This window comes from Halomonas maura, from assembly GCF_030409305.1.
GTDB lineage: Bacteria > Pseudomonadota > Gammaproteobacteria > Pseudomonadales > Halomonadaceae > Halomonas > Halomonas maura.
In genome coordinates this window covers 71560-93785 of sequence record NZ_JAUFPQ010000002.1, presented here as the reverse complement: position 1 = coordinate 93785, position 22226 = coordinate 71560, and the positions used below count along the sequence as shown (strand labels likewise).

Genomic DNA, 22226 nt, shown 5'->3' with positions numbered 1-22226 from the left:
TTAGTTGCTCGGGGCAACATGGCCAATATCAACATTAGCTAATAACGGTACTGAATGACAGCGCCCCGGCCATGCTGAACGGCCTCCGAGAGGTTCTCTGAAGCTCCCGCCCATACCTTGCCGGAACCCTACACCCAGCGCAGGGTGGACCACTCCGACCGCATCGATCAGGGAAACCTCGACCTCGGACAAGCGATGAGCCGCCCGAACCAGAAAGGGGCGACGACAGTCTCGATACCAGGCATCACAGCGCGTTGGCCGACCACGGCGAGCGATGCCCCCATCCGGGCCATCTTGCGGATCTCGCGAGCCCTCACCGATCTGGCTACCTTGGCCAGGCTGCGCCATGCCCGGTGCAGCGCAAAAAGACGCGGCCCGTAGGAGGGCCACGATCCACATGCTGGTGGGCGGCCTGGCCTTCTTGGCGGCGACCGGCCCTGGGGGGCGACAACGTCGGCACCAGGGAAGCCCTCTACGGCCTGGCCAGCGAGCCCTTCGGCCCCTGGCTGCTCGGCGGGCTGGCCCTCGGCCTGGCGAGCCACGGCCTCTACTGGCTGATCAATGCCTTCTTTGGGGACACCAGCATCGACTGAGGCGAGCGACGTGCCGTTGACGCAGCCAAGGGGGCGATGGCCATCGAGGGCAGGGAGAAAGGGATGGGGATGGGGATGGGGAGCGTCCCGGCACCATGGATCGCAGGGCATCTAACCCCGCCGCCGTCACGCCGTGCAGGGCAACGAGCCCAGGAGCAACGTCAAGCCCGCACAGCGTGCGGGCTTGTGTCTTCACCGTCTCAGAGCTGGCCCAGCATCCGCATATCGGGGCGCAGTTCGTCGGGGACATCCTGGAGCAGCACCAGGTTCAGTTCCTGTGCGCCATCCTCCGTGGTCGCCACGCTCTCGCCCAGGCTGGTGCTGATGCTGTCCGGGCTCAGGGAATACATGGCCCCGGTCAGCGGATCGACGATCAGCCAGCCGATGAGGCCACCGAAGACCAGGTTGCCCGCCACATACCAGCCGTTCGGCGAGCTGGAGATCGCCACGGTGCGACTCTCGAACCCTTCCTTGCTGATGGTGACGCTGTAGCTCTTGCCGCCGAAGTAGGAACCGTCGGCCTTGCGCAGCGTAACCGTGGTCGGGGTTTCCCCGTGGAACACCTCCTGGCTGCGTTCATCGGTGACCACCACATCCGCACGAGACGGCGTGCTGTTGATGATGATCGCCTGCTCCTTGTCGCCCACAATGCTGGCACAGCCGGTCAGTGTCATGACCCCGGCCGCACCGATTGCGGCCACCATGGCTTTGAATTTCATAGGATCCCTTGCGTATCAGTCGATTTTTTTAGTCGTTTGCCCGGAAGCGGGCAGAGAAAGCTTACGCAGCCCTACGCGGCACCTCAATCCCCTTAGGCTTTGACAGACCGCAAAGAGTGATCCCCCTTGACCTCGGACAAGTGGTTACCCTCTCAAACGAGGCAGGAAGGCCGCAGCAACGACCACGACGAGCGAATTCACCGAGCGGGCCACCATGTTGCCCCCGTGACCACCCGCCGCCCCCCGCCGCCCGGCGATCGCCGCGACCGGTGCGCCCTGCTCAATGCACCGCAACAAAAAAAAAGCGGCCCAAGAAGGGCCGCGATCCACAACATGACTAGTCAGAAGGCATCCTGCGCTGACATTAGAAATGTAGTCATCACGCAGGCGACAGAACCAAGAATCTTTTGGGGCCCACCCAGAGCATTTCGGTCTAAGCGATGGGCAGCCCCTGACCGGCAAGGCATGTCGAAGCACCGTCAGCGCAGTCGACGCCCGGGGAACGGTGCATTGGGCCTTGAGGGGAGTCTCATTCAGATCAGGCACCTGGAAGGAAAAAGTAAGTGACTGATTTTATGCGACCGGCGATAGGGCTCGAACCGACAAGGGCGTGCGCCCGGCGGATTTTGAAGACGAAGCAAGGCATGCCAACGTCTGCCTTTGCTACGCAAAACAGCAGCTTGAGAGCGCCAAACCTGCCAATGTCGGCCTGCCTTGATCGCTTCTGTTGACGCTTTGTTGACGCGCTCACCTACTAAAAACACTCATTCACCAAGCATATCCATAAAATAAGCAACGTTGCTATCATCCAAAAAAGTTCTAAACTTCCTCATCTCGTCCTTCACTTGACTTATTCTAATACTCAACCCTTCTGATTTTACTTTGTCGTGAGTAACCGTATGATCGACTTGTGAATTCCTTGCCACATAAAAATTAACATTAGGGCCATGTGCCGCCTTAACTATATCACACAAGAACCTTGCTTTACCCGGATCGCATTTATACCCAAAAAAAACCGCCTTCACTGCACCTTTCTTTAATTTATAAAACGACTCTCTTTTTATTATCCTAAACTCACTCTCATAAGACCAATCTTGGTTCTTTTTCAGAAAAGTTCTCTCTACCTCCTGTTCAACCTTTCCATTTAGCATATTGTATGTACTAACTTCGTAAGGCTTCCCATAGTCAACCTCATGAATGTCACGGTCATCTATCTCATATTTCACACAGACTCCCCTCATGCCATCAGCATAATGGCCCCACATAAGAGAGTTGTGCCAGTTGTCCGTAAAAGACGCTATCCTGTAGCTTTCTTGGGCCTTTTTGATTGCTTTGTAAATAAATTCATCTTCCCACCCTTCCAACTCATCTAAATTTTCGACTTTTAGATCAGTCGGCGCCTTGAGTACTGCCTTTTTATTTTCTGAAAATTTCTTCGCCGCCTCTTTCTTTTCTAGCAAATCATTTACAAACATGTTCTTAATGAAATCTTTGGAAAGCTTGTTTTCTATATTCTTCCTCAAAATCTCATTTTCATTACCAGCCCAATTGGAAAAAAACTTTTTATCATACAGCGATTCAAAAATACTATTCAGAAACTTATCACTGCTCACTTTCTTTGAATAACCCCTAATTGAGAAATTGTTCTCTGTAGGGTCATTAAAGTTAAAAGGATGGTTCAGAACTATTATTCTTTCATGCAAATTCCTAGGCAGCCACTCATTCATCCTGCAAAATTGATAAACAATCATAAAAAGCTTACCTTAGCGTTATCTTCACCTAAACGTCCCTACATCCCGTAATTTTCTCTTCAACGCTATACTACCGTCGTCTTTTGAGAAACGGCATGCCCACCTCGCTTTTTCAAAGCCTTCTAAACAAATTCTTCTTTAGTATCTATACCACTTTTCTCAAGCCTATCTTTTAAAGCCAAAGACTCCAGCCTTATCTGCTCAGCCCTTGCTAAGTTATTGCTTTTTTCAGCATTCCTAATTCTAATATCTTGCTCAAACCAATCCCGCCGTGATGTCACATACACATAGAAACACCACATAAAAAAATGACGATAGCCGTACCGACTATCGTCCCTACTGTTCGCATAACAACCCAGTAGTTCATCCATTGGTTCATGGAGTATGCAAAGTCTTCCATCCTTCAGCTCCCTGTGCCTGCGTTTTGTCCCCTGCTCAAGGCCGACCTCCTATCCCTGGAGCCTGCCGCCCTGGTACCACCTTGCCGCTGCCTTTCCGGCTAGTCGGTATCCGTCCCTGTCTGCTTGAGCGTCTTCCGCGCCTGCTCGATCTCTGGGCTGATCTGCCCTGCTTCCTCGATGACCTGATCGTTCATGAGCCACATCGTGTACTGAGGGAAGGCCTGCGTGACCTTCCGCATCACCTTGAATGACGGTTCGTTCCTGCCATTCTCCACGTTGATCAACGTCTGCTTCGGCACTCCTGTGGCATCGCAGAACGCCTGCCGCCCCATCTCTTGGACGTCCCGTATGGCACGAATCTTTTCCGCTATTGGGGCTGAAGTATATTCCATATGGACTATATTCCATTTGCGGTACGGTCACCCATATAGGTCACACCGAGTCATGCTTCAAGAACAATGTAACTGAGCTTAACACAGGCAACAAAAGGCAGGTAACGACGATGGAAGAACCTCAAGCGCCCAAGGTTCTGGCCCATGTGCCCCTGATAACCATCGAGCGGTTTGCCGAGCTTTCCGGCCTCGAACAAGGGGTCGTCTACGGCCAGATTCGCAACGCTCACTTGCCCGCCGTGAGGGTCGGCAAATCCCGCAGGGTCAACATCGCCTTGCTCCGGGCGTAGTGCCTGACCCAAGAGGACGGGGCATGAGCTTCGATAGCCGCTTCGACCGTGAACGCTCCACCGACGGCTACATCATTATCGACTTCCACTTCGATGCGCCCAGCTAGCAGGACCCCGTCGACCTCCAGGGCGAGGTTGGCCAGATGCCCATGCCAGGCCGCGACACCGGCTTTATCTACGGTCCGACCTGCTGGGCCGGGAGGTGGTGCTGGGCAAGCGCATCACTGCTGACCAGTTGGAGGGCGTCGCGCTCCCCGGCGTGACACTCCGCCTGCCCTGCCCCGATCTACCGGCATGGCCCCAGGAGCGGCCACCTGCGCCCCTCGCACGTCGATAAGCCGTTCTCTGCGGCAGGGATTCGGCGGCCCTGAGGCCAGCGCCCCCACGTGCGTCGCCACGCCTTCGCCAGTCCCTTGATGGTGAACGGCGGGGACGTGCTGACCATCCAGCAGATCCTGGGCCATCAGGCCATCAGGCCATCACCATGACGATGCGCTATGCCCGCCTCTCCCCGGACACCCGGGCCGACGCGATCAGGTTCGCGCCACGCATCATCCAGCCAAGAAAAAAGCGACCCCCTGAGAAGGGGGCCGCTTGTCCACACCACGAGCATGATCGAGTCTGATGGCTTCCTGCCTGACATTAGAAATGTAGTCTTCACTCACATAAAACGCCAAGGATAATGTCGTACGGATATCATGATTTGGTACTAAGCGAGGCAGGTCGCCCGGCTACGGGGATGGGGAGTAGCGCGGAACAGGGTCGAAGCGCCGCTGACGCATTGATGACACTTGGAGGGAATCTAATACAGATCAGGCACATGGAGGGAGGTAAGTGCTTGATTTTATGGTACCGGTGGTCGGACTCGAACCGACAAGGGCTTGCACCCGGCGGATTTTGAATCCGCTGCGTCTACCAATTCCGCCACACCGGCAACGGCGTGGCATTATACGTGGGCCGCGGTGAAGGTCAATCGGGCCCCTGACTTCGGCCACGGGACACGGTATCCTTGGCAGCTTGCCACGGCTCGCCCGAGTCGTCGTTCATGCCCTTCATCCGGACCGAAACGCCCCATGCAGCGCGCCGATTTCCACTACGAGCTCCCCGAGGCGCTGATCGCCCGCTATCCCTCCGAACAACGCAGCGACTGCCGGCTGCTGTGCGTCGACGGCCAGAGCGGCCGGCTCGCGCACCGTCGCTTCCCCGAGCTGCTCGAGCAGCTCGCGCCGGGCGACCTGCTGGTGTTCAACGACACGCGGGTGATCCCCGCCCGCCTGCATGGCCACAAGGCCAGCGGCGGGCGCGTGGAGATGCTGCTGGAGCGCCCGCTGGACGCCCATCGCGGCCTGGCCCACCTGCGCGCCAGCAAGTCGCCCAGGCCCGGCACCGAGATCGAGTTCGAGGGCGGCATCCGCGCCGTGGTCGAGGGCCGCCGCGAGGCGCTGTTCGAGTTGCGCTTCCTCGGCGAGACGCCGCTGATCGCGCTGCTCGAGGCCCATGGCCATATGCCGCTGCCGCCCTATATCACTCGCGAGGACGAACTCAGCGACCGGGAACGTTACCAGACCGTCTATGCCCGCCGCGACGGCGCCGTGGCCGCCCCCACCGCCGGGCTGCACTTCGACGAGCCGCTGCTCGGGCGGCTTGCCGAGAAGGGCGTGGAGAGCGCCTTCGTCACCCTGCACGTGGGCGCCGGCACCTTCCAGCCGGTGCGCGCCGACGACATCCGCGAGCACCGGATGCACAGCGAGTGGATCGAGGTCTCCGAGACGGTCTGCGAGCAAGTGCGCGCCGCCCGGGCGCGGGGCAACAAGGTGATCGCCGTGGGCACCACCAGCGTGCGCTGCCTGGAATCGGCCTGCCTGAAGAGCGCCGACGGCGAGATCGCCTCCTACAGCGGCGAGACCGACATCTTCATCTATCCGGGCTATCAGTGGCGGGTCGTCGATGGCCTGGTCACCAACTTCCACCTGCCGGAGTCGACCCTGCTGATGCTGGTGTCCGCCTTCGCCGGCTTCGAGACGGTGATGGCCGCCTACCGGGAGGCGGTCCGCGAGGGCTACGCCTTCTTCAGTTATGGCGACGCCATGTATCTCAGCCGCGCCCGCTGAGCCCGCGAGACAGGCGAGCGTGTCGCCGCAGCCGCCGACGACTTTCGAGAGATCCCATGCGAGACGAATGCTTCATGACCTTCGAGCCCCTGGCCAGCGACGGCCGGGCGCGCCGCGGACGCCTGACCTTCCCCAGGGGAACCGTCGAGACGCCCGCCTTCATGCCGGTGGGCACCTACGGCACCGTCAAGGGCATGACGCCCGAGTCGGTGGAAGACATCGGCGCCGAGATCATCCTCGGCAACACCTTCCACCTGTGGCTGCGCCCGGGGACCGAGGTGATCGAGGCCCATGGCGACCTGCACGACTTCGCCCAGTGGGACAAGCCGATCCTCACCGACTCCGGCGGCTTCCAGGTGTTCTCGCTGGGCGAGATGCGCAAGATCACCGAGGAAGGCGTGCACTTCCGCTCTCCGGTGGACGGCGCCAAGGTGTTCATGGGCCCCGAGGAGTCCATGGCCGTGCAGCGCTCGCTGGGCTCGGACATCGTGATGATCTTCGACGAGTGCACGCCCTACCCGGCCACCCTCGACGAGGCCAGGCAGTCCATGGAGATGTCGTTGCGCTGGGCGAAGCGCTCCCGCGACGCCCACGGCGACTCGCCCTCGGCGCTGTTCGGCATCATCCAGGGCGGCATGTATCCCGAGCTGCGTGAGCAGTCGCTCAAGGGCCTCGAGGCCATCGGCTTCGATGGCTACGCCATCGGCGGCCTCTCGGTGGGCGAGCCGAAGGACGAGATGCTCGCGGTGCTCGACTACCTGCCCGAGTGGATGCCGGCCGACAAGCCGCGCTACCTGATGGGGGTGGGCAAGCCGGAGGACCTGGTCGAGGGCGTGCGCCGCGGCGTCGACATGTTCGACTGCGTGATGCCGACCCGCAATGCGAGAAACGGCCACCTGTTCACCGCCGAGGGCACGGTCAAGATCCGCAACGCCAAGCATCGCCACGACACCGCCCCGCTGGAGGCGGACTGCGACTGCTATACCTGCCAGCACTTCTCGCGGGCCTACCTGCATCACCTGGACCGCTGTGGCGAGATGCTCGGCTCGATGCTCAATACCATCCACAATCTGCGCCATTACCAGCGCCTGATGGCCGGTTTGCGCGGTGCAATCGAAGCGGGTACATTGGCCCACTTCGTGGAAGGGTTCTACGCACGCCGCGGCCTGCCGGTCCCCCCCGCACCGAATTGACGGCTGGCCGGCCCCGCCGCCGGCGGCTCGGCGCCCAGGCGCCACCTTGTTCTCACGCGACTCAGGAGATCGTCGTACATGCTGGATTTCTTCATTTCCCCGGCCCTGGCCCAGGATGCCGGCCCCGCCGCCGGCGGCGGCATCGCCCAGATCGTGATGCTGGTCGGCTTCGTGCTGATCTTCTACTTCCTGCTGTGGCGCCCCCAGGCCAAGCGGGCCAAGCAGCACAAGCAGCTGATCGGCAACCTCACCAAGGGTGACGAGATCGTCATCGGCGGCGGCATGCTCGGCCGCATCACCAAGGTCAGCGACGACAGCGAATTCCTGTCCATGGAGATCGCCGAGGGCACCGAGGTCAGCGTGCAGAAGAACGCCGTGGCCGCCGTCCTGCCCAAGGGCACGCTCAAGTCCATCTGACCGGGCGTACCCGCGCCCGCCGCGTCGCCCTGGCGCTGCGGGCAGCCCTGCGACCACCGAGGCGGGGCCCGGCCGACCGGCTCCGCCCGGTGCTCGTGATGGCGTAGCGTCCGTCTCCATCATCAGCAACCTGAGGGCAGGGCTCCCATGCTCAACCGTTATCCCCTGTGGAAGTATCTGCTGATACTCCTCGTCCTCCTCGTCGGCCTGGTCTACTCCCTCCCCAACCTCTTTCCCGAGGATCCGGCGGTGCAGATCAGCAGCGACCGGGGCGACACCACCCTCGAGGAGCGCCGCCTCGAGCGCCTCGAGACTCGCCTGAGCGATGCCGGCATCGCCATCCAGGCCGTCGAGCGCAACCCCGGCAACGTGTTGATCCGCCTCGACAACGCCGACGACCAGATCCGCGCCCGCGACTTGATCAGCGACGCCCTGGGCGAGGACTACGTGGTGGCCCTGAACCTGGCCGAGTCCACCCCGGGCTGGCTGGAATCGCTGGCCGCCTCCCCCATGACCCTCGGCCTGGACCTGCGCGGCGGCGTGCACTTCCTGCTCGAGGTGGACATGGAGGCCGCGGTCACCCAGCGCCTCGAGGTCAATGCCAGCGCCATGCGCGAGACCCTGCGCGACGAGCGCCTGCGCTACCGCAATACCGAGATCGACGGGCGTTCGATCAGCATGGCCTTCATGAACGCCGAGGATCGCAGCGAGGCCCGCCGGCTGATCAGCCGCGAGTTCCCCGAGTTCGACTACCGCAACGTCGATCTCTCGCGGGGCGCCGGGCTGGCGATGACGCTGACCGACACCGCCGTGGACGAGATCCAGGACTACGCGATCAACCAGAACCTGACCACCCTGCGCAACCGCGTCGACGAGCTGGGCGTGGCCGAGCCGCTGGTGCAGCGTCAGGGCCCGGATCGCATCGTCGTCGAGCTGCCCGGCGTGCAGGACACCGCCGCGGCCAAGCGCATCGTCGGCGCCACCGCCAACCTGGAGTTCCGCCTCGAGGCCCGCACGGACACCCCGGAGGTCGAGACCCAGACCTTCCCGTTCCGCAACGAGCCAACGCGCAACGCCAGCCTGATGCGCGACGTGATCATCACCGGCGACAGCGTCTCCAACGCCAGCCGCAGTTTCGACGAGAACGGCCGTCCCCAGGTCAACATCGACCTCGACGGCACCGGCGGCACCCTGATGAACCGCGCCACCCGCACCAACATCGGCCGCAACATGGCGGTGCTGTTCATCGAGCACAAGACCCGCGAGCGCCAGGTGATGGAGGACGGCAAGCAGGTCACCGTCCGCGACCCCTACACCGAGCGCGGCATCATCAGCCTGGCCACCATCCAGAGCGCGCTGGGCAACAGCTTCCGCATCACCGGCCTCGACTCGCCCACCGAGGCGGCCGAGCTGGCGCTGCTGCTGCGCTCAGGCTCGCTGGCCGCGCCGATCTACTTCGCCCAGGAGCGCACCATCGGGCCGAGCCTCGGCGCCGAGAACATCGAGCGCGGCGTGCTCTCGGTGCAGGTCGGCCTGCTGCTGGTGGTGCTGTTCATGCTGTTGCGCTACAAGGTCTTCGGGGTGTTCGCCAACCTCGCCCTGGCGCTCAACCTGACCCTGCTGGTGGCCGCCATGTCGCTGCTCGGCGCCACCCTGACGCTGCCCGGCATCGCCGGCATCGTGCTGACGCTGGGCATGGCGGTGGACGCCAACGTGCTGATCTTCGAGCGCATCCGCGAGGAGCTGCGCACCGGGCTCTCGGTACAGCAGGCCATCCATGCCGGCTACGAGCGCGCCTTCACGTCGATCGTCGACGCCAACATCACCACCCTGCTGGTGGCGCTGATCCTGTTCTCGATCGGCACCGGGCCGGTCAAGGGCTTCGCGGTGACGCTGTCGCTGGGCATCCTGACCTCACTGTTCACCGCCCTGATGGTGACCCGCGCCATGGTCAACCTGTGCTACGGCGGCCGGCCGCTCAAGAAGCTCTGGATATAAGAGGTGCCTATGAAATCCCTGATACAACGACAGTTCGACTTCATGGGCAAGCGCCGGGTCGCCTTCGCGATCTCCGCGGCGATGCTGCTGGCGTCGATCGTCTCGCTGCTGCTGCTGGGGCTCAACCTGGGTCTCGATTTCACCGGCGGCACCCTGGTAGAGGTACGCTTCGCCAGCGCCCCGGCGCTGGAGACGGTGCGCCAGACCCTCGAGACCGCCGGCTTCCAGGACGTGGCGGTGCAGACCTTCGGCGCCTCCACCGAGGTGCTGATCCGCCTCCAGCAGGCCTTCGAGGCCGGCGTCGGCGACCAGGTGGTGGCGCTGCTGCAGGATGCCGGCAGCGACGTCTCGCTGGTCCGCGCCGAGTTCGTCGGCGCCCAGGTCGGCGACCAGCTGCGCGACAAGAGCGGCATGGGCATGCTGGTGGCGCTGGGGATCGTGATGCTCTACGTGGCGGCCCGCTTCCAGTACAAGTTCGCCATCGGCGCCCTGCTGGCGCTGCTGCACGACGTCATCATCGTGGTCGGCGCCTTCGCGCTGTTCGGCTTCGAGTTCGACCTCACGGTGCTGGCGGCGGTGCTGGCGGTGATCGGCTACTCGCTCAACGACACCATCGTGGTCTACGACCGCATCCGCGAGAACATCCGCAAGTCGCGCATCGACGACATGCCGGCCATCTTCAACGAGGCGATCAACCAGACCCTGTCGCGCACCCTGGCCACCTCCGGCACCACCCTGCTGGTGCTGCTGGCCCTGGTGACCCTGGGCGGCGACATGATCCACTACTTCGCCGTGGCGCTGATCTTCGGCGTGGTGATCGGCACCTTCTCGTCCATCTACGTGGCCGCGGCCCTGCTGCTGCCGCTCAAGCTGCAGCGCGAGGACCTGATCCCGGCCAAGAAGGAAGACCCGGAGGCCGAGGAGCTGCCCTGAGCGCCTCGCCCGGCCACGAAGAAGCCACCCGAACGGGTGGCTTTTTCGATTCATCATAGTTTGCCGGGACATGCGGTATGGCTCTTCAGGAATCTTCTCTACGCCGGTGATTTCGCACCGCTTTTCTAATGCCCTTACCAGGCCGCATGGTCCGCCCTGAATACCCGCTATCCGCCAGGTGGGCCATTCAGCAGAGAATTCACGGCTCTCAGGCCTTCGTCGAGGAATGACTCCTCAGAAATTGCCATGAGCGACAGTCGAATGGATTTGGTCTCTTCGCCTTCGACGCTGAAATAGCTCCCACTGCTGACAAGAAGCCCACGCTCCTTTGCCGTCATGGCAAACCGATCCGCCTGCCAGTTACCTGGCAGCTCCAGCCAGAGGTGATAGCTGGCCTCTTGAGCTCGAAATGTCTGGTTCCCCAATATCTTCTGGGCCAAGCGCTGCCGATGACAGGCTAGTTTCCGCTGTGTCTCCGCCAACTCGAATGCCAGATCGGAATCGATCAGGTTGCGAGCCACCTCAAACATCAGTGGCGACGGCATCCAGACAGTGGCACGAATATAGGCTGACAGTACGTTGACCTGGCTCTGCGGGGCTTTGATGTACCCACATCTGAGTCCCGGGCTGACCGCCTTGGACAAGCCATGGATGAAGAAACTCTTTTCAGGGATCAGGTTGGCGATGGCTTGAATGGGATCAGCATGCAAGAAGCTATAGATATCGTCTTCGATTAACCACAGGGGGTGGCGCTGAATGACCTCGGCCAGCTGCTCACGTCGCTTTTGCGACAGGGTGATAGTGGTCGGGTTCTGGTGAGAGGGGAGCAAGACGACCAAGGCGGGCTTATGACGACGACAGGTTTCTTCCAGCGCATCAGGATTCATCCCCTGATCATCCATGGCTACGCCGATTACCTTCCGTTTCAGGAAGCGGGCGATGGACAAAATACCCGGATACGTCCACTGGTCGACGGCTATACAATCGCCAGGCTCACTAAAGAGCTCGATGAGGATCGACAAAGCATGCTGCGCCCCGTTAGTCAGGAGAATTTGCTCAGGTGACCGTACGGTCACCCCGTAGCGCTGCATCCACCTCATCCCGGCCGCTTTATGTTCTATTGGGCCAGAGCCTTCATGGTAACCATAAAGCGTCGGCTTGGTCAGCTCAGCAAAGCTCAGTTGTAACTGGGAATGGAGCGCTTCCACGTGCTCGGCAAAGCAGGGCTGTAGAATCGAGAAGTTCCATTCGTCACCTGAGAGCTGACAACGGATTGCCTGCTTCAGCGGAGCCTGTTCCTTCACGAAACTTCCGCGTCCGACGAAGGATTCGATGCGTCCTCTCTCGGCCAGTAGCCCATAGGCCTTGGCGACAGTCATCGACGTCGTGCCAAGCTCCCTTGCCAAGGCCCGATGGGTAGGCAATTTTTCACCTTCAGCGAATTGGCCTTTATCAATCTTGGATTCGATTTCACCAGCGATATCGGCGTATTTGGCACCACCCATCAAGCTTTTTCCACGTCTCTGAAGTCAAGCACCATTCTACGCGAATCCTCAGTCCATCTCCATGCGGCCTCTCACCCTCCATAGACGATGAGAGCTGAAGCCGCCGAAGATCTCTGCAAAAGCCCCATTGATGCGCATCGATCCATGGAGTTCGGCAAGCGTCGCCATCTATCTGCCTAAACCTCGGCTCCAAGGACGGACGAGCTGGCTCCAGCCCCCTTCGCAGCGCCGTGACGCGAGGGACCAGGCCTTGTCATCACTCTCGTCGACGGTCCAGCGTGCATGGATCTAGCTCATGGACGCATGAATAAAATATTCCAATACCAGCATTGACATATCTCAATATGAAGTTAATATAAGCCTTGCTTATCTAAAGCAAGCCTAATAGACAACAAGGGAGTGTTGTTGACATGCAGCTGAGGGAAGCCGCGCCCCAGAGTTCACCGATCGGTGAATGCCACGTCTCTTATCGGTCCGCCTCGATGCTCAGAGAGCGCCTCGGTCGGCTGGCACTGCGGGATGACGAAGAGTGGTTGCGGTCAGCCGAGAAGGTGGGAAGCCAGTTGGTCGATGCGCTTTCGCCTGATCTGGTTGACACCATCAGGTCATTCGGGAGTGATGCCACACAGAGCGCATTGATAATAAGCGGATTGCCGATAGATCACCTGTTGCCACCAGTGAGTTTCTAATCTCCAGACCAGACTCTTTCGGGCAAAGCAAGAAAACCTGCCTCCCCTTACTGTCTTTTGACACCGATGGCGTGGCTTTCTGTCGCTATGATAAAGAAAACACCACCCCCATGACACCAAAGGCCGCCGCAGCCCTTCTTATGTTCGAGGCGTCACTAGAACGCCAGAAGAACCAAGTATCCACTGTATTCTTGCCTGGCGATCTACTCATTATTCGCAATCAGCGCACACTACACCGCCGCGAGGGATATCAGCCAAGAGACGATGGAGCCGACCGATGGCTTGTCCGGCTTTTTGGCATGCAATCAAGTGCACGACTGATTCCATACTCGGATGATCATCCACATGTGGGCATAGATTAACTCCACCAACAGAAGAGTGTACACCAACATGTTAAAAACAGCATTCATCGGTCTAGGGGTCATGGGTTATCCAATGGCAGGACACCTGGCACGGAGAGGATACTCGGTCACCGTTTACAACCGAACTCGAGGAAAAGCCGATAGGTGGATAATAGAGCATGAAGGGCGTGCTGCAGATACCCCCAGGGAAGCAGCAACGGGGGCAGATGTTGTTTTCGTCTGCGTCGGAAACGACAACGACGTGCGCAATGTGATCTATGGCGAAGATGGCGCCTTGGCCGGATTAAAACCAGGCGCAGTACTCGTCGATCACACCACTACTTCGGCTGATCTGGCAGTTGAATTGAACCAAGCTTGTGGTGCGTCTCTCAGCCATTTCATTGATGCCCCGGTATCCGGCGGGCAGGCAGGTGCCGAAAACGGTTGCCTGACAGTCATGTGCGGTGGAACGGAATCTGTTTTCAAACGTGTCCAGCCAGTGATTGAGACTTACGCCTATCAGGCTCAATTGATGGGGGAAAGTGGACAAGGGCAACGTTGCAAGATGGTGAACCAGATATGTATCGCCGGGATACTCCAGGGGTTAAGCGAAGCCTTGATGCTAGCAGAAAAGGCGAATCTTCCCGTTGCCAAGATCGTTGCCACCTTGCAGCATGGAGCCGCAGGCTCCTGGCAGATGGTGAATCGACTGGAAACGATGGCGAAGGGTGAGTTCGATTTCGGCTTCGCTATCGACTGGATGCGCAAGGATCTGAGCATCTGCATCGAAGAAGCCTCCTTCCACAATATGAGCCTACCTCTGGTCGAGGCAGTCGATCGACGTTATCAGCTACTCCAAGAGCAGGGACTGGGGCGCATGGACACTTCGGCGCTGGTAAAGGCCTTACAAGAAGGAACCCACAATATCAACCGGATATCATCTGTAAAGGGCTAGGAAAAGAAAATGGATTTTCTCAACCTGGATTTTTCTCTGTGGGTAGTGGCAGCCTTGATTCTCTCGGCCCTTGCTGCCGGCTTCATCGACAGTGTGGCGGGTGGTGGGGGCTTGATTCTGGTGCCCTCCTTTATTCTTGCGGGGCTGCCGCCCCAGGTAGCATTAGGACAGGAGAAGATCGTCAGCACACTAGGTACACTGGCGGCAATCCGTAATTTCGTGAAGAACCGCAAGGTGATCTGGAGGGCTGTCGCCACCGGCATTCCTGCAGGGCTGGCTGGTGCCTATATCGGCGCGAAGATGATTCTCTTCTTCGACCCTGACACGGTGGGCATGATCATTTTCGCCCTGTTGCCAGTCGGCATCATTCTGTCCTTCATGCCGAAAAAGAATTTGCGTGAAGGAGAACAGCACTTCTCTGCACCCAAGCTGTATGTGGGTGTACCAATCACGGTGTTCCTGATCGGCTTTTATGATGGCTTCTTCGGCCCAGGAACAGGCAGCTTCCTGATCCTGGCCCTTCATTTCATTCTGCGCTTCGACTTGGTGGCGGCCTCCGCCAACTCCAAGCTGTTCAACGTTTCTTCCAACATCGGTGCGCTGGTGGCCTTCATGCTGGCGGGAAAGGTACTATACCTGCTGGCGGTGCCACTGGTGCTGGCCAACCTTGCTGGGAACCATCTGGGAAGCAGCTCGGCGCTACGATACGGCTCCAAAATGGTCAGCAGCACCCTATCAGTCTCGATGCTGATACTGATGGCATCACTCGGCTATAAGTACGTACCGTAGTCGAGGAAGCCGCATAAGCAATAACAGGCCCGTATTGCGGGCCTGTTGCCAATGGGGATATGTCACCCGACTTCCGGTGTTTTACGCTCTTGTACCGACCTTGTTCCACGTGCGTTGCTTACTGCTTCGGCCAGGGAGCGAGTCAGATTGACGACCTGGCGAGTGGCCTCTGAAGGCTGGCTGGCATCACCGATGCAGTCGGTCAGCGCGGAGCCGACCACCACCGCATCGGCAAAGCGGGCGATACGCTCGGCCTGTTCAGGGGTCCGGATGCCGAAGCCGACGCCAATGGGGAGGTCGGTATGCCCACGAATCGTGTTCAGCTCTTCTTCCACGCGCTCCGCGCTTGGAGCGGCCGCACCGGTCACGCCGGTGCTGGACACGTAATAGAGGAAGCCCGAAGCGTTATGCAGTACGAGCGGCAGGCGCCTGGCATCGGTGGTCGGCGTTGCCAGGCGAATGAAGTCGATGTGGCGCGCCCGGGCCGGCCGGCAGAGCTCAGCGTCGTGCTCCGGGGGCAGGTCGACGACGATCAGCCCGTCCACGCCGGCGTCGGCGGCCTGCTCCAGGAAGTGACCGACGCCCATGCAGTGGATCGGGTTGTAGTAGCCCATCAAGATCAGGGGAGTGTCGTCGTCACGCTCGCGCAGGGCGCGGACCATGGCCAGGGTCTTGTGCATGTCCTGACCGGCATTCAGGGCGCGCAGGGAGGCTGCCTGGATAGACGGGCCATCCGCCATCGGGTCGCTGAACGGCATGCCTAGCTCGATCACGTCGGCCCCCGCCTCGGGCAGGGCCAGCAGGATCTCGAGACTGGTGTCATAGTCGGGGTCGCCGGCGCTGATGAAGGTGACGAGACCTGCACGGTCGGCGGCCTTGAGCTCGGCGAAGCGGCGCTCGATTCGATTCTGGCTGTTGGTCATCCTCTAGTTCCTCAATCCGCAAGTTCATCGGCCAGGTGTTTGGTGACGGTGGCCATGTCCTTGTCGCCCCGCCCGCTCAGGTTGATCACCATGAGATGGTCTTTCGGCATGGCCGGCGCCCATTTGATGGCATGGGCAATGGCGTGGGAGGACTCCAGCGCCGGGATAATCCCCTCCAGGCGGCACAGGGTCTGGAAGGCCGCCAGTGCCTCGTCGTCATCGATAGCGACGTACTCAGCGCGCCCCGCCTCATGCAGCCAGGCGTGCTCGGGGCCGATGCCCGGATAATCGAGTCCGGCCGAGATGGAGTGCGCGTCCTGAATCTGCCCGTCCGTCGACTGCAGCAGGAAGCTACGATTGCCATGCAGGACGCCGGGAGTGCCGCCCTGGAGACTGGCGGCATGGCGGCCGGTCGAGATGCCTTCCCCGGCCGCCTCCACCCCGATCAGGCGGACCGATGGATCGCGCAGGAAGGGATGGAAGAGCCCCATGGCATTGGATCCGCCACCGATGCAGGCCACCAGGGAGTCCGGCAGCCGGCCCTCCTTCTCCCACAGCTGCTCGCGCGCCTCCCGGCCGATCACTGACTGGAAATCGCGCACCATTTCCGGATAGGGATGGGGGCCGGCCACGGTACCGATGATGTAGAAGGTGTTGCCGACGTTAGTGACCCAATCGCGCAGGGCGTCGTTCATCGCGTCCTTCAGGGTGCCGGTACCGCTGGTGACCGGGATCACCTCGGCACCCAGCAGCTTCATGCGCTGCACGTTGGGTTGCTGGCGCTCGATATCCGCCGCGCCCATGTAGATGACGCACTCCAGGCCGAAGCATGCGGCCACGGTGGCGGTCGCCACGCCATGCATGCCGGCCCCCGTCTCGGCGATGATTCGCTGCTTGCCCATGCGTCTGGCGAGCAGGATCTGGCCGATGCAGTTGTTGATCTTGTGCGCGCCGGTATGCATCAGGTCCTCGCGCTTGAGATAGATCCGCGCGCCCCGCAGGTGCTCTGTCAGCCGCTCGGCGAAATAGAGCGGGCTCTCGCGGCCGACGTAGTCCTTGCGCCACGCGGCCAGTTCGCCCTGGAATGAGGGATCCTGCTTCGCCGACGCATATTCCTCCCGAAGATCGAGAATCAGCGGCATCAGGGTTTCGGCGACGAAGCGGCCACCGAAGCGGCCGAAGAAGCCATCGGCATCGGGGGCGGTATCGATGATCGGGTTCGAGAGACCCATGGCAACGACTCCATTAGCGGTGGTGGGGAAGGTAGCGTCACCACGGTAAATCGCCGCTCGGCCTGTGATAATCGATCATTACTCGCTAACTTGTGAGAAAAACTGACATATCAGGAGCCCGTCGTGAACGACCGACTGCCTTCGCTGAATGCCCTGAGAGCCTTCGATGAAACGGCGCGCACGCTGAGCGTCACGCGTGCGGCGGAGGCACTTCACGTCACGCATGGCGCGATCAGCCGACAGCTGCGGCAACTCGAGGAGCAGCTCGGGATGAAGCTGTTCAGGCGCGAGGGGCGCGGCCTGGCGCTGACCCAGGAGGGCGAGTACCTGCGTGCCTCGACCTCACAGGCCTTCGGCCAGCTCGGCCAGGCCTGCACCCAGCTGCGACGGCGCGTGTCGGAGGCTCCACTGGTACTCGGCTGCCCCGGCAGCTTCCTCGCTCGCTGGTTCATTCCCCGGCTGCATCGACTGAAGACCCGCTTCCCGGAGCTGAACCTGCACCTCACGGCCGACGAGGACCAGCTAGATGGGCTCGGCACCCGCGTCGATGCCGCCCTGCGCTTCGCCGAGCCGCCATGGCCCAGCGACGCGCAGGTGATCGATCTCGCGCCGGAGCGCATGGGGCCCGTCATGACGCCAGGGCTGATCGATACCTCCCCTCCCGATGCCGAAGCACTGCTGACGCTGCCGATGCTCCATACCCAGTCGCGCGAACAGGCCTGGCCTCGCTGGTTCAAGGCCCAGGGCCTGGATCTCGCCGCAATGCGCAGGGATCAGTCATTCGAACACCTCCACTATATGCTGGAGGCGGCACTGGTGGGTCTGGGAGTCGCCATCGCGCCGTCCTACCTGGTGGAGGAAGACGTGCGCACGGGCCGACTGGTGGCCCCCTGGGGGTTTATCGAGACGCCGGCACGCCTCAGCCTCTGGTTGCCACAGGGCCCCCCAAGGCGGGACATCGACCAGCTAGCCGCTTGGCTGAACAGCGAACTCGGGCAGGCCCCATCCTGAAACGCCATGGGCGAGTGCACAATCCAAAAGCCCCTGGCGCCGAGGCGCCAGGGGCTTTTTCAGGCCCCGCCCCGGAGCGGGGCGGGTCGAGAGGTACGGCTAGGCGACGCCCTGGGCGTCGGGACGATAGACTTCACGGGCGTGATGATAGAGCACGCCGGCATAGCCGTTGCGCTGCATCACCTTGAGGATCTTCGCCGGGTTCCCGTCGTCGAGGGCACGACGCAGCTTGTCCTGCTGTTCGGCATCGAGGGCCTCGTGCCAGTGGTACGGCTCGCCATTCGCGCTGGCCTGCTCGGCGCGGCGGATCAGGTCCATCTCGACCCGGCCGCCGTAGCGATACAGGAGGTCATAGCCTTCCTGGAGATGCAGCGCCGGCACGTCGCAGGGCTTCTCCAGGCTTTCCAGCACGTTGTAGTAGTAATAGCTGAGCGGTTGCATCGTCACTCCTCTCGCGGGTGGGTCTCATGGCCCGGCGGCGTGACCCCCGGGGGCGCATGATGCCGGGGTCGTCGGACCACCGGACACCTCTCAAGCTACACCGACTGGGCCGGCCAGAACAGTCCCGTGACTGTCACCGGATGTAACCTCGCCCGGTGCCCCCTGCAGAACGCAAGACGCCCCCGCGGCCAGGCCGCGGGGGCGTCATTTCGAGGGCGGTCACCGCCGACCCGGCGAGGGCCGGGCGCCGCTCAGAAGTGCGGCTTGAGCTGCTGCACCAGCGCCTTGAACAGCCGCGGCCCGGCAGCCATCAGCTGGCCCTCGACCACCACCGACGGCTGGCCATCGGGGGTGCCCATCAGCGCCCCGGCCTCCTTGAGCAGCAGGGTACCGACATGCATGTCCTGCTCGTCGAGGCCCGGCACGAAGGCGGCGTCGACGCGCCCGGCGGCCAGCTCGGCGATATCCAGCAGGCCACTGCCGGAGGCGCGCTGCAGCTCGACCTGGGGGGCGAGCTGCTGGGTCAGGGTCAGGTAGGCGGGCAACAGGCGCGGCCGCAGCCAGGTCTCCGGCAGGCTCATGGCGATGCGGCTGCCGGCGATCGCCGTGCGCTTCGGCACGCGGATGCGCTTGCCATTGAGCTGGGCACCACGGCCCCGGCTGACCAGGTACTCGTCGTCGCTGAAGGGACAGATCACCACCGCATGCTCCGGGCGGCCCTTGACCAGGCATACCAGCGACAACGCGAAGCCGGGCGAGGCGACGGCCAGGTTGGAGTAGCCATGGAAGGGTTCGATGCGCCACAGGATATCGCTGCCCTCGCCTTCCCCGCTGCGATGGGGGGTATAGCGACCGACGACGCCGTGCTGGGGATAGCCCCGGGACAGCTGACGGGAAATCAGGGTCTCGGCGTTGCGGGCGGCGTCCTCGAGCAGACGGTCGAGGTTGTGTTCTTCATGGGCGTTCTCGATACGCTCACGGATGCGCAGGAACTGTTCGCCGGCACTGCGAGCGGCACGCAGCGCGAATTGGACCATCGGATGCATGATCGGGCCTTGGGGAGTCGGTGGTGTTAAAGAACGGGTCGGCGCGAATCCTAGCAGAAGCGCGCCCCGTGCGCCACGCCACGCCCCCGGCCGACATGCTAGACTAGCGGCCCTTTACCCACGGCAACACCACGCAGGTCCCCCATGCTCGAGCGCATCCGCATCGTCCTGATCGGCACCAGCCATCCCGGTAACATCGGCGGCACGGCCCGCGCCATGCACAACATGGGCCTGGCCGACCTGGCGCTGGTGGCGCCGCGCTGCGAACCGCTGACCGCGGATACCGTGTCGCGGGCCTCGGGGGCCGATGCCCTGGTCCACGAGGCCCACACGGTCGCCACCCTGGAGGAGGCGGTCGCCGACTGCACCCTGGTGGTGGGGGCCAGCGCCCGCTCGCGCACCCTGCCCTGGCCGATGATCACGCCCCGGGCGCTGGGCGAGCGGCTGCCGGACGAGCTGGCCGCGCCGGCGGGCCGCGTGGCCCTGGTGTTCGGCCGCGAGGACAGCGGGCTCACCAATGCCGAGCTGCAGCGCTGCCATGCCCACGTGCACATCCCCACCAATCCCGAGTTCAGCTCGCTGAACCTGGCCGCCGCGGTGCAGGTGCTGGCCTACGAGTGTCGCCTGGCCTGGCTTGCCCAGCCGGCGAGCGGCGAGGCGCCGGCCGCGGATGAGGATGGCCAGCCGCTGGCCAGCCACGAGGAACTGGAGCACTACTTCGCCCACCTGGAGCGCACCCTGGTCGCCATCGGCTTCCACGACCCGGCCACGCCGCGCCAGCTGATGGCCCGCCTGCGCCGCTTCACCCTGCGGGCCCGGCCGGAGCGCATGGAGCTCAATATCCTGCGCGGCATCCTCTCCGCCACCGAACGCCAGGCCGAGCGGGGCGACGATGGCTGAGCGGCCGGCTTGAAGCCGGCCCGCCGCACCCCCACTATGAAAAGAAGCTCTCGCCCTCCACCCAAGGACCGCCGCATGTTTCAACGTCTGCGCGAGGACATCAACAGCGTATTCGCCCGGGATCCCGCGGCGCGCAACTTCCTGGAAGTGCTGACCAACTATCCGGGGCTGCACGCCCTGCTGGTGCACCGCACGAGCCACTGGCTGTGGCGCCACAACCTCAAGTGGCTGGCCCGCACGCTGTCGAGCCTGGCGCGCTGGTTCACCGGCATCGAGATCCATCCCGGGGCGACCATCGGCCGGCGCTTCTTCATCGACCACGGCATGGGCGTGGTGATCGGCGAGACCGCCGAGGTGGGCGACGACGTGACCCTCTACCAGGGGGTGACCCTGGGCGGCACCAGCTGGAACAAGGGCAAGCGCCACCCGACCCTCGAGGACGGCGTGATCGTCGGCGCCGGCGCCAAGATCCTCGGCCCCTTCACGGTGGGCGCCGGGGCCAAGGTCGGCTCCAATGCGGTGATCACCAAGGAGGTGCCGGCGGGCGCCACCGTGGTGGGCATCCCCGGCAAGGTGGTGCAGCGCAGCGACCCCGATCAGGAAGAGGCCCTGCAGGTCGACCCGGCGCGCCGCGAGGCCATGCGCCGCAAGTTCGGCTTCGATGCCTACGGCGTCAGCCAGGACATGCCCGACCCGGTGGCCCGCTCCATGCAGGCCATGCTCGATCACATGCACGCCGTGGACGAGCGCATCGAGCGCATGTGCTCGACGCTGCGCCAGATCGATGCCGGCTTCCGCGACGGCCAGCTGCCGGAGCTGCGCGACGAGGACTTCGCCAATATCCTCGAGGACGTCGACGGCTGCTGCGGGCCGCGGGAGAAACGGCCCGAGGCGACCGAGCGGCCGACGCCCGCCGATGAATCCCCGGCCGAGGCCAGCGCCGGCGCCGAGGCTCCGACGCCCCCCCGGGACGAGGTCGGCAAGCGCCGCAGCAATGGTTGACCGTGCTACTGGGTCTTAATCATAATGGCGGGTCTTCCCGGCCCTTCGCGGGGAACCGGCCCGAGTCACCGACAACCGACGCCCGCGTCGGTGCCGAGGTGAGTGCTCCATGCGCCTGACCACCAAGGGACGCTACGCCGTCACCGCCATGCTCGACCTGACCATGAATGCCGACGCGGGCCCGACCAGCCTCGCCGACATCTCCAGGCGGCAGGAGATCTCGCTGTCCTACCTCGAGCAGCTGTTCGCCCGCCTGCGGCGCAGCGGGCTGGTCGACAGCGTGCGCGGCCCCGGCGGCGGCTACCTGCTGGCCATGGCCCCGGAGACGATCTCGGTGGCCCGGGTCATCGACGCCGTCAACGAGTCGGTGGACACCACCCGCTGCGGCGGCCTGTCGGACTGCCAGCAGGGCGACACCTGCCTCACCCACCACCTGTGGAGCGAGCTGTCCGAGCAGATCCATGGCTTCCTCGATGGCGTGACCCTGGGCCAGCTGGCCAGCCGCGAGGAGATCCAGAGCATCGCCGGCCGCCAGCGCCGCCGCCTCGACGACGACCAGATCCCGACCGCGTCGCCCTGAACCCCGACACTGAC

Annotated in this window: 22 protein-coding genes and 1 tRNA gene; 14 read left to right on the top strand and 9 right to left on the bottom strand. The window is 62.5% G+C overall.

Translation table 11 applies throughout. The features are described 5' to 3' along the window. Window positions 1-353: 353 nt before the first annotated feature. Window positions 354-593, top strand: coding sequence for a DUF1206 domain-containing protein (locus QWY76_RS00605; protein WP_290309174.1), 240 nt, complete (start codon window positions 354-356; stop codon window positions 591-593). A gap of 200 nt (window positions 594-793) precedes the next feature. Here QWY76_RS00605 and QWY76_RS00600 read toward each other — a convergent pair whose 3' ends face one another. The 3 genes from QWY76_RS00600 to QWY76_RS00590 all read right to left on the bottom strand — a co-directional run bounded on the left by QWY76_RS00600 (window position 794) and on the right by QWY76_RS00590 (window position 3856). Beyond that, entirely contained in the window at window positions 794-1312 is a 519-nt protein-coding gene (locus QWY76_RS00600; RefSeq protein ID WP_290309173.1) for a peptidase associated/transthyretin-like domain-containing protein, read from the bottom strand. 764 nt (window positions 1313-2076) lie between these two features. After that, window positions 2077-3039, bottom strand: a complete 963-nt coding sequence (locus QWY76_RS00595) for a DUF2971 domain-containing protein (RefSeq protein ID WP_290309172.1) — start codon at window positions 3037-3039, stop codon at window positions 2077-2079. Window positions 3040-3562: 523 nt separating this feature from the next. Further along, window positions 3563-3856, bottom strand: a complete 294-nt coding sequence (locus QWY76_RS00590; RefSeq protein WP_290309171.1) for a helix-turn-helix domain-containing protein — start codon at window positions 3854-3856, stop codon at window positions 3563-3565. 110 nt (window positions 3857-3966) lie between these two features. Between QWY76_RS00590 and QWY76_RS00585 the strand changes: the two genes are divergently transcribed. Next, window positions 3967-4146 (top strand): MerR family transcriptional regulator, encoded by a 180-nt coding sequence (locus QWY76_RS00585; protein ID WP_290309170.1) that lies wholly within the window; start codon window positions 3967-3969, stop codon window positions 4144-4146. Between the two features lie 847 nt (window positions 4147-4993). On the opposite strand, the gene QWY76_RS00575 is transcribed toward QWY76_RS00585, so the two are convergent. Beyond that, window positions 4994-5080: transfer RNA gene (locus QWY76_RS00575), tRNA-Leu, on the bottom strand. Between the two features lie 139 nt (window positions 5081-5219). Between QWY76_RS00575 and queA the strand changes: the two genes are divergently transcribed. From queA to secF, 5 genes are all read left to right on the top strand, one after another. After that, window positions 5220-6257, top strand: a complete 1038-nt coding sequence (gene queA / locus QWY76_RS00570; RefSeq protein WP_290309169.1) for a tRNA preQ1(34) S-adenosylmethionine ribosyltransferase-isomerase QueA — start codon at window positions 5220-5222, stop codon at window positions 6255-6257. A gap of 74 nt (window positions 6258-6331) precedes the next feature. Then, complete coding sequence (tgt, locus tag QWY76_RS00565) at window positions 6332-7450, top strand: tRNA guanosine(34) transglycosylase Tgt (protein ID WP_290309215.1); 1119 nt, start codon at window positions 6332-6334, stop codon at window positions 7448-7450. 78 nt (window positions 7451-7528) lie between these two features. After that, a complete protein-coding gene (yajC, locus tag QWY76_RS00560) occupies window positions 7529-7867 on the top strand; it encodes a preprotein translocase subunit YajC (protein ID WP_290309168.1) in 339 nt (112 codons plus the stop codon). 147 nt (window positions 7868-8014) lie between these two features. Continuing rightward, complete coding sequence (gene secD / locus QWY76_RS00555) at window positions 8015-9865, top strand: protein translocase subunit SecD (protein ID WP_290309167.1); 1851 nt, start codon at window positions 8015-8017, stop codon at window positions 9863-9865. Between the two features lie 9 nt (window positions 9866-9874). Then, on the top strand, window positions 9875-10798 hold the full coding sequence (gene secF / locus QWY76_RS00550; protein ID WP_290309166.1) for a protein translocase subunit SecF: 924 nt from the start codon (window positions 9875-9877) through the stop codon (window positions 10796-10798). A 167-nt stretch (window positions 10799-10965) separates the two neighbouring features. Here the strand turns inward: secF and QWY76_RS00545 are convergent, their stop codons facing one another. Continuing rightward, window positions 10966-12303 carry an aminotransferase-like domain-containing protein gene (locus tag QWY76_RS00545; protein WP_290309165.1) on the bottom strand — a complete coding sequence of 446 codons (1338 nt, stop codon included), beginning with the start codon at window positions 12301-12303 and terminating at the stop codon, window positions 10966-10968. A 634-nt stretch (window positions 12304-12937) separates the two neighbouring features. Here QWY76_RS00545 and QWY76_RS20050 point away from each other — a divergent pair. The 3 genes from QWY76_RS20050 to QWY76_RS00535 are packed head-to-tail and all read left to right on the top strand — an operon-like array spanning window position 12938 to window position 15077. Then, on the top strand, window positions 12938-13354 hold the full coding sequence (locus tag QWY76_RS20050; protein ID WP_353960380.1) for a TauD/TfdA family dioxygenase: 417 nt from the start codon (window positions 12938-12940) through the stop codon (window positions 13352-13354). A 28-nt stretch (window positions 13355-13382) separates the two neighbouring features. Further along, window positions 13383-14288, top strand: coding sequence for an NAD(P)-dependent oxidoreductase (locus tag QWY76_RS00540; RefSeq protein WP_290309164.1), 906 nt, complete (start codon window positions 13383-13385; stop codon window positions 14286-14288). 9 nt (window positions 14289-14297) lie between these two features. Further along, window positions 14298-15077 (top strand): sulfite exporter TauE/SafE family protein, encoded by a 780-nt coding sequence (locus tag QWY76_RS00535; protein WP_290309163.1) that lies wholly within the window; start codon window positions 14298-14300, stop codon window positions 15075-15077. 62 nt (window positions 15078-15139) lie between these two features. Here the strand turns inward: QWY76_RS00535 and trpA are convergent, their stop codons facing one another. Then, the gene (gene trpA, locus QWY76_RS00530) at window positions 15140-16000 is read right to left on the bottom strand and encodes a tryptophan synthase subunit alpha (RefSeq protein WP_290309162.1); all 861 of its coding nucleotides are present in this window, start codon (window positions 15998-16000) and stop codon (window positions 15140-15142) included. 11 nt (window positions 16001-16011) lie between these two features. Next, a complete protein-coding gene (gene trpB, locus QWY76_RS00525) occupies window positions 16012-17232 on the bottom strand; it encodes a tryptophan synthase subunit beta (protein WP_290309161.1) in 1221 nt (406 codons plus the stop codon). Between the two features lie 123 nt (window positions 17233-17355). On the opposite strand from trpB, the gene QWY76_RS00520 reads away from it, so the two are divergent. Further along, on the top strand, window positions 17356-18243 hold the full coding sequence (locus tag QWY76_RS00520; RefSeq protein WP_290309160.1) for a LysR family transcriptional regulator: 888 nt from the start codon (window positions 17356-17358) through the stop codon (window positions 18241-18243). Between the two features lie 99 nt (window positions 18244-18342). Here QWY76_RS00520 and QWY76_RS00515 read toward each other — a convergent pair whose 3' ends face one another. After that, window positions 18343-18684 carry a hypothetical protein gene (locus tag QWY76_RS00515; RefSeq protein ID WP_290309159.1) on the bottom strand — a complete coding sequence of 114 codons (342 nt, stop codon included), beginning with the start codon at window positions 18682-18684 and terminating at the stop codon, window positions 18343-18345. Between the two features lie 251 nt (window positions 18685-18935). Then, window positions 18936-19730 (bottom strand): inositol monophosphatase family protein, encoded by a 795-nt coding sequence (locus QWY76_RS00510; protein ID WP_290309158.1) that lies wholly within the window; start codon window positions 19728-19730, stop codon window positions 18936-18938. Between the two features lie 144 nt (window positions 19731-19874). Here QWY76_RS00510 and trmJ point away from each other — a divergent pair, with 144 nt between their 5' ends. The 3 genes from trmJ (at window position 19875) to QWY76_RS00495 (ending at window position 22212) form a co-directional block, all read left to right on the top strand. Beyond that, entirely contained in the window at window positions 19875-20630 is a 756-nt protein-coding gene (trmJ, locus tag QWY76_RS00505) for a tRNA (cytosine(32)/uridine(32)-2'-O)-methyltransferase TrmJ (protein ID WP_290309157.1), read from the top strand. Between the two features lie 75 nt (window positions 20631-20705). Then, window positions 20706-21632, top strand: a complete 927-nt coding sequence (cysE, locus tag QWY76_RS00500; RefSeq protein ID WP_290309156.1) for a serine O-acetyltransferase — start codon at window positions 20706-20708, stop codon at window positions 21630-21632. 109 nt (window positions 21633-21741) lie between these two features. Further along, a complete protein-coding gene (locus tag QWY76_RS00495) occupies window positions 21742-22212 on the top strand; it encodes an Rrf2 family transcriptional regulator (RefSeq protein WP_290309155.1) in 471 nt (156 codons plus the stop codon). Window positions 22213-22226: the final 14 nt, after the last annotated feature.

Bases quoted from the DNA above. Each gene is read 5' to 3' on its own strand.
- QWY76_RS00590 (WP_290309171.1), bottom strand. From the start codon at position 3,856: ATGGAATATACTTCAGCCCCAATAGCGGAAAAGATTCGTGCCATACGG.
- tgt (WP_290309215.1), top strand. From the start codon at position 6,332: ATGACCTTCGAGCCCCTGGCCAGCGACGGCCGGGCGCGCCGCGGACGC.
- QWY76_RS00510 (WP_290309158.1), bottom strand. From the start codon at position 19,730: ATGCATCCGATGGTCCAATTCGCGCTGCGTGCCGCTCGCAGTGCCGGC.
- secD (WP_290309167.1), top strand. From the start codon at position 8,015: ATGCTCAACCGTTATCCCCTGTGGAAGTATCTGCTGATACTCCTCGTC.
- QWY76_RS00595 (WP_290309172.1), bottom strand. From the start codon at position 3,039: ATGAATGAGTGGCTGCCTAGGAATTTGCATGAAAGAATAATAGTTCTG.
- QWY76_RS00600 (WP_290309173.1), bottom strand. From the start codon at position 1,312: ATGAAATTCAAAGCCATGGTGGCCGCAATCGGTGCGGCCGGGGTCATG.
- secF (WP_290309166.1), top strand. From the start codon at position 9,875: ATGAAATCCCTGATACAACGACAGTTCGACTTCATGGGCAAGCGCCGG.
- QWY76_RS00585 (WP_290309170.1), top strand. From the start codon at position 3,967: ATGGAAGAACCTCAAGCGCCCAAGGTTCTGGCCCATGTGCCCCTGATA.
- QWY76_RS00535 (WP_290309163.1), top strand. From the start codon at position 14,298: ATGGATTTTCTCAACCTGGATTTTTCTCTGTGGGTAGTGGCAGCCTTG.
- cysE (WP_290309156.1), top strand. From the start codon at position 20,706: ATGTTTCAACGTCTGCGCGAGGACATCAACAGCGTATTCGCCCGGGAT.
- QWY76_RS00495 (WP_290309155.1), top strand. From the start codon at position 21,742: ATGCGCCTGACCACCAAGGGACGCTACGCCGTCACCGCCATGCTCGAC.
- QWY76_RS00540 (WP_290309164.1), top strand. From the start codon at position 13,383: ATGTTAAAAACAGCATTCATCGGTCTAGGGGTCATGGGTTATCCAATG.
- trpA (WP_290309162.1), bottom strand. From the start codon at position 16,000: ATGACCAACAGCCAGAATCGAATCGAGCGCCGCTTCGCCGAGCTCAAG.
- QWY76_RS00515 (WP_290309159.1), bottom strand. From the start codon at position 18,684: ATGCAACCGCTCAGCTATTACTACTACAACGTGCTGGAAAGCCTGGAG.
- yajC (WP_290309168.1), top strand. From the start codon at position 7,529: ATGCTGGATTTCTTCATTTCCCCGGCCCTGGCCCAGGATGCCGGCCCC.
- QWY76_RS00545 (WP_290309165.1), bottom strand. From the start codon at position 12,303: ATGGGTGGTGCCAAATACGCCGATATCGCTGGTGAAATCGAATCCAAG.
- trmJ (WP_290309157.1), top strand. From the start codon at position 19,875: ATGCTCGAGCGCATCCGCATCGTCCTGATCGGCACCAGCCATCCCGGT.
- trpB (WP_290309161.1), bottom strand. From the start codon at position 17,232: ATGGGTCTCTCGAACCCGATCATCGATACCGCCCCCGATGCCGATGGC.
- queA (WP_290309169.1), top strand. From the start codon at position 5,220: ATGCAGCGCGCCGATTTCCACTACGAGCTCCCCGAGGCGCTGATCGCC.